The sequence below is a fragment of the Adlercreutzia sp. ZJ304 genome (assembly GCF_011039075.1).
GTDB lineage: Bacteria > Actinomycetota > Coriobacteriia > Coriobacteriales > Eggerthellaceae > Adlercreutzia_A.
Map to the genome: position 1 here is coordinate 54,503 of NZ_JAAKEG010000013.1, position 6,768 is coordinate 61,270.

At 45.8% G+C, this 6,768-nt stretch carries 4 protein-coding genes; all 4 read left to right on the forward strand.

Annotated elements, in window-relative coordinates:
* Positions 1-111 precede the first annotated feature (111 nt).
* Genes G7Y46_RS07735 through tyrS form a run of 4 tightly spaced genes read left to right on the forward strand, consistent with a single transcriptional unit; the run spans position 112 to position 6,599 of the window.
* Positions 112-2,313 carry a PBP1A family penicillin-binding protein gene (locus G7Y46_RS07735; RefSeq protein WP_165061453.1) on the forward strand — a complete coding sequence of 734 codons (2,202 nt, stop codon included), beginning with the start codon at positions 112-114 and terminating at the stop codon, positions 2,311-2,313.
* Between the two features lie 34 nt (positions 2,314-2,347).
* On the forward strand, positions 2,348-2,848 hold the full coding sequence (locus G7Y46_RS07740; RefSeq protein ID WP_165061449.1) for a hypothetical protein: 501 nt from the start codon (positions 2,348-2,350) through the stop codon (positions 2,846-2,848).
* A complete protein-coding gene (locus tag G7Y46_RS07745; protein ID WP_165253789.1) occupies positions 2,845-5,337 on the forward strand; it encodes a U32 family peptidase in 2,493 nt (830 codons plus the stop codon). The genes G7Y46_RS07740 and G7Y46_RS07745 overlap by 4 nt, the downstream gene beginning before the upstream one ends.
* Before the next feature lie 50 nt (positions 5,338-5,387).
* Complete coding sequence (gene tyrS / locus G7Y46_RS07750) at positions 5,388-6,599, forward strand: tyrosine--tRNA ligase (RefSeq protein ID WP_165253791.1); 1,212 nt, start codon at positions 5,388-5,390, stop codon at positions 6,597-6,599.
* Positions 6,600-6,768 lie beyond the last annotated feature (169 nt).

Genomic DNA, 6,768 nt, shown 5'->3' on the forward strand with positions numbered 1-6,768 from the left:
TTGTATTGCTGACGTGGAGAAATAACGCATAATGGCTGGATTTAAATTAATAGAAATCAATCTAGCATTTTTCCGATGCTAGAATATCCAAAAACGTAATAAGGAGCATGAGTGAGTTCACGCGCCGTAAAGGGACGCTACAACATCAAAAAGAAGAATGGAAAGGTAATCGCACTTTCTATTCTTGCGGTGTTTGCAGCTATTATTATTTCATTTGCATTTGGTGTATCGGCACTGGCTAATAGTTGGCTAGAAGATCTTCCCGACTATACCGATTCAGATGCCTTCAACACCTCTGCAACTTCTGTAGTTTATGCATCCGATGGCACTACTGTTCTTGCGGAATTTCAACTTGAAAATCGTGAGCCTGTAGAGATGGATGCTATTTCTGATTATGTTAAACAAGGCACCGTAGCTACCGAGGATGAACGTTTCTATAACCATAACGGCTTTGACGCTATGGGTACTGGTCGTGCACTTGTTAACAATCTTACAGGGGGTGCCCTAGAAGGTGGCTCTACCATAACGCAGCAGTTAGTTCGCAACACTATTTTGTCTGAGGAAATGACAGACATTTCTTTCAAGCGTAAACTTCGCGAAGTTTATCTGGCTTTGAAGATGGAGGAAATATACAACAAAGACGATATTTTGTTGATGTACCTAAACACCATTAATTACGGTTCGGGCGCATATGGCATACAGGCGGCATCGGAGCGATATTTTTCGAAAAATGCTAGCGATCTTACACTTGCTGAAGCGGCTACGCTTGTAGGTATTCCGCAATCTCCCACCTACAACAATCCAATCAATAGTCCATCGAATTGCCTTGCGCGCAGGAATTTGGTTTTGGATCGCATGACATCTAACGGCTACATAACGCCTGAAGAAGCCGAAGCTGCTAAGGCAGAAGAACTAGTTTTGAATCCAACCGAGCCTTCTATGACAGGCATAAAAGCATATCCGTATTTTACGAGTTATGTGCGCAACCAATTGCTCAATCAAAGTGGTAAATATGCATTTAGCACAGCGGATGTATTTTCTGGCGGTTTAGAGATAATAACAACACTTGATGTGAATGCTCAAGCAGCTGCCGAGAAGGCGGCTGCCGAAAAAGAGAAGCAAGCAGGAGAGGGATTCGAGGTTGCTCTGGCTGCCATAGAGCCAGACAATGGATATATTCGCGCTATGGTTGGCGGCAATAGCGAAAGCTATGAAGCCCAGCAGGTGAATATGGCAACTGGCGAAGGTGGTTCTGGGCGGCAGCCGGGTTCTTCTTTTAAGACATTCACTTTGGTTGCAGCTTTAGAGGAAGGCATTAACCCTGAAACAATAATAGATGCTGGCGAATCCTATAAGGTTGAGGGTACCGATCAGCTGGTACACAACTACGACAATGCAGACTATGGCATTCGCCCTATAGATTCAGCATTCGCTGTATCTTCAAATACAGCTTTTATGCGCCTTATTATGTCTGCTGGGGTTGATAATGTTATAGATGTTGCACACCGTCTAGGCATTAAGTCTGATATTCAAGAAGTTGCTGGCATCACCCTTGGCATTTCTTCGGTGAACCCACTTGAAATGGCTAACGCATATGCAACCATTGCCAATGGCGGTACGCACTACGACCCAGAATGTGTCCTTACCATAAAAGACCGCAAGGGTAATGTTATAGTTGATAATTCTTCACCCGAAGGAGAGCGTGTCATAGATGAAGAAATAGCCGTTGCTGCTCTAGATGTTATGGAAGGGGTTATTTCAAACGGAACCGGCAAGCAGGCACGGCTTTCAACGAAGCAGCCTGTGGCTGGTAAAACTGGCACTACTGACGATAATAAGGACAGCTGGTTTGTAGGTATGACTCCGCAAATGGCTGTAGCTATTTGGCTTGGTGATAGAGCTCCTACCTACGAAGAGGCTCGCCCTGTTAAAACCACTGCCGCAAGTGCATTTGCATCGTTTATGAATAGCATTCTTGATGGGCAAGAGATACGTCAGTGGCCCGTTGCCGACGATCCTGACTATCAGAAAAACTATATTGACGAAAAGAATCATATAGGCAAAGGTTCTTGGGTTCGCTACGAGGAAGAAAAGAAAGAAGAGGAAGAAGCGGCCGCTGCTGCTGCCGCTGCTGCTGAAGCGATTCCCGATACTTCTACTGGTCGCAATCCCTTTGACGATTCTTCCGATAGTAGTGGAAGTAGTGGAAACAGTGGTGGTAGTGGAGGCAGTGGAACTTCTACTAAACCTCCCAGTGGAGGCAGCTCTAACCCGGGTTCTGGTGCGGCACCAACCCGGCATGATGGGGTATAATCGCCGTTAAACTAATTAACTTGATGGAGGCTTAATGTCCCGCTATTTTAGAAATTTTATTACAGTATTTTTTTCACTTGCTTGCGTTCTGGCTTTAGCTGGATGCACTATGCCTCAGCAGGCAAATAATCAAACGGATGCGGTTGCTAAAAATCGCCAATATATGTCGGCATTAAATCAAATGTCTGACGATTTGTCTCAGCGCTTAGACGGTTTTGCCGATGCGGTATCAAGAAACGATACTGTGGGTATGCGAACTCAGGCAGACGATGCCTTTCAGCTAATCGACAAAATGAAAGAGCAAGAGGCCCCGGAAGATCTTGTAGAACTTAAAGACGGATACATGCAGGCATGCGAGAGCTTAGAAGATGCCTTAAATTCATACATCAGTCTTTATGAAGACGTTTCTGCAGTTGGGTCTTCATTTGACTATTCCACTTATTCGGACAGAATAAAGGAAGTGCAAGAAAGCTACGATAAAGCAGCTTCTCTCTTAGATGAAACCGATCAGAAAGCTGCTGAACTACAAAAATGACGCATTTAGAACTGCTAAGTCCGGCTGGAAATGCCGAGGCGTTGAACGCTGCGGTTCGTGGAGGTGCCGATGCGGTTTATTTAGGGTTGGCATCGTTTAATGCTAGGCGCAATGCAGACAACTTCACACCCGATTCTTTGCAAACCGCTTGCGATTACGCCCATTTGCGGGGCACTCGAGTATATGTAGCATTAAATACAGTCATTTTGCCCTCTGAGGTAAAATCGGCTCTTCAATGCGCCAGCGATGCGTATGAAGCAGGTGCTGATGCGCTTATCATTCAGGACGCGTCGTTTGCGCATGCCGTATCATCGGCTTTCCCCGGATGTTCTGTGCATCTATCTACTCAAGCCAACATTCATGATTCTTGGGGAATACGCGCTGCGGCATATATAGGTGCAAAGCGCGTCACGCTGGCCAGAGAACTTTCTCTGCCCGAGATAGCAAACTTATCCGCGCTAGCAGCCGAGTATGATATACAAACAGAAGTCTTTGTCCACGGCGCTTTGTGCGTTTGCTATTCAGGACAGTGTCTTATGTCTTCAATGATTGGTGCCCGTTCGGCAAATCGTGGGCTTTGTGCGCAGGCATGTCGTTTGCCTTATAAGTTGTTGTGCGAAGGCGAAGTTGTGGCTGAAAATACGGGCGATTATCTGCTTTCTCCCAAAGATTTATGCGCAGCCGATTTGCTGCCTGAACTTGTTAGCGCAGGTGTTACATCTTTCAAAATTGAAGGGCGCATGAAATCTGCGGAATATGCATATGAAGTAACACATGTATATCGCAATGTGCTCGATCGTATTGTTTTAGGCGAGCAGGCACATACTAGTGCGGCAGAGCAGCATTTGCTCAAGTCTGTTTTTTCGCGCGGTTTCACAACAGCTTATCTTGAAGGCAAGCGCGATAACGACATTATGAGTTACAAGCGTCCAAATAACAGGGGAGTTTTTGTAGGGCGTGTTGGCAAAATTCAAGATGGCGTTGTGCAGGTTTTGTGTGAACACGACTTACATGCCGGCGATGTTGTGGAATTCTGGACCGGAAAAGGCAGAACCACTCAAACTCTGCATGCCGATTTTGTTATGAATGGCAAAAAGGCATACATCCCTATAGACGATAAAAGTGCGCGTGTGCGCATATCGGATAGGGTATTTTGTGTGCGAAATGCTAGCGCTGCGTTTGTCCCCGACATTTTCAAGCCGCGAGTGCCTCTTAATTGCTCTGCAGAACTTTCTCAGGATAAGCCTCTCAAAATTAACTTCTGTGTTTCTGCGCCAGATTCTTGTGAAGGTGTTCAACGGTCTATAGCCTCTCGTTTGCTTGAATCTTCAAGCCCCGGCAAGCTTTGCGCTTCGGCAGAAGGGGTAACGGTACAAGCTGCGCGTTCCAAGGAAATAACATTCGATGAGGTGTGCGAACACATAGGCAGAACTGGACAAACACCGTTTCATGTAGCATCTTTTGATGTGCGCATTCAGTCAGGTGTCGGAATTGGGTTTTCTCAGCTGCACCATACGCGCTCCGATGCGCTGGCATCTTTGGAAAATACTATCCTTTCGCGCTATCGCTTTAGAAAACCTTTCGCCGTACATCCTCATTTTCCGCAGGCTGCGCTCAATAATTCAACTCCGTCTGTTTGCGTTCTTGCTTCAAATCCAGAATGCGTCAGAGCGGCAAAGCGCGCACGAGCAAATTCAGTATACGTTTCGGTGCTGAATTATCGCAGGGGGCAATCTACATACAATGGCGTTTTGGCTAAAGATGTAGCGCAGGCTTCATATCCAAAAGACTGCATATTGCAGATGCCAAACATTTCTCACGATGCGCTCGGCACTTCTCGCGAAGCTAAGTTGGGTGTTAATCTGTGGGAATACGTATCGGCTGACAAGCCAGTTTTAGTAGAAAGCATAGCAGGTCTTGTACGCGCTGTTTCTCTTGGTGCTATTCCGCAAGCTGGTTTTGGCATGTCTATAACAAATGCGCTAGACCTAGGTTTTGTTGCAGAATTGGGAGCTAGTAAGGCGTGGCTTTCGGCAGAACTTAATATCGATCAAATAGCCGAGCTGGCTAAATCTGCTCCAATTCCTATTGGGGTTAAAATAGCCGGTGCCCAAGAGCTTATGGTTACAGAGCATTGCCCACTAATGGTTCACGGCAAATGCAATCAAGAGTGCCTAACGTGCGGCAGGCGCATGCATGCTCACACATTGCTCGATCGTAAAGATTTCGAATTTCCAGTAGTATCCGATTTGTTTGGTCGTGGGCATATTTACAACAGCGTTTCTATGGACGCTTTGCCTGCCATTCCGAAACTTATCCGCGCTGGTGTCAGCATGTTTTTCGTGGATGCTACGCTAATGAGCGTAGAGCAGACCGCGCAAACTGTAGGTCGCATTGTGCACGCGCTTAACCATATCAACAGCAATATTGATGCGCCGCAAAAGATGTCCGGTACAACTAGCGGGCATATGTTTCGTGGTGTTGTATAATTTTGCACTCTGTTTAATGAAATATATCTAATCAAGGAAATGGGGTTTATATGCTATCGCCCGAAGAACAACTGCACATAATAAAGTCGGGCGCCTCGCAGATAGTTCCAGAAGACGCCCTGCTAAAAAAGCTGCGCCGAGATTGCCCGCTTAACATTAAGCTTGGAGTTGACCCCACAGCGCCCGATATCCATTTAGGTCATGCTGTGCCGCTTCGCAAGTTGCGTCAGTTTCAAGATTTAGGGCATCAGGTTACTTTAATAATTGGCGATGGAACAGCTCTTATTGGCGATCCGTCTGGTAGAAATTCAACTCGTCCCCAGCTGTCTCGCGAAGAGATAAAACACAACGCGCAAACCTACGTAGATCAAGCTTTCAAAGTGTTAGACCCGAAGAAAACTACATTGCGCTATAACTCTGAGTGGATTCTAACGCTCAATATGGAAGAGCTGCTTCGCCTTATGTCAAACTTCACCGTAGCGCGCATACTTGAGCGCGACGATTTTACGAAGCGCTACAACTCTAATCAGCCGATCAGCCTACATGAATTTCTCTATCCCGTTATGCAGGCATACGATTCTGTTGTAATAAAAGCCGATGTAGAGCTTGGTGGCACCGATCAGCTGTTTAATTTATTGGCTGGGCGTGAGCTCATGGAGAAAATGGGCATGGAAGCGCAAGTATGCTTAACGCTGCCGTTGCTTGAAGGTACTGATGGCGTTCGGAAAATGTCGAAGTCTTATGGTAATTACATAGGTTTGACGGATACGCCGGAGGATATGTTTGGCAAAACAATGTCCATTCCCGATGAGCTGATGGTGAAGTACTTCCGATTAGCTTCTACGCTTGATGTATCTGAAATTGATTCTATAGAAGCCGGTCTTGCAAACGACGAATTGCATCCAAACAAAGTAAAGCGCCAGCTTGCTAGAAATATTGTGGAATCTTATTACAATTCTGAAGCGGCGGCATTAGCTGAAGAGTATTTTGACAAGGTCTTTAAAGCCCATGAGGCTCCCGATGATATTCCTGAATTTAGCGGTGAACTTCCATTAAATGATGATGGGGATGTATACATTGCGGGGCTTCTTTATGTTGCGGGATTGGCGGGAAGCGCTGGCGAAGCTAGGCGGCTTATAGATGGCGGTGGAGTAAAAATTAATGACGAAGCACTTGCTCCAAAGTCATATAACGTGCCTGTAGAATCTCTGCAAAATGCCGTTATAAAGGTCGGTAAAAGAAAATTTTTAAAAATTTGCTAATTTCTGCTTGACGTTTACGGAAAGTGCTGATATTGTATTTCGTCGCGCCGCAAAACGGCGCAAAGGTTAAACACCTTTGGCACCTTGACAACCGGATACTGTGGATGGGATCACACAAACAAAAATGTGTGATCAAAAAGACAGCAAAATCTTTGATAGATCCACATGG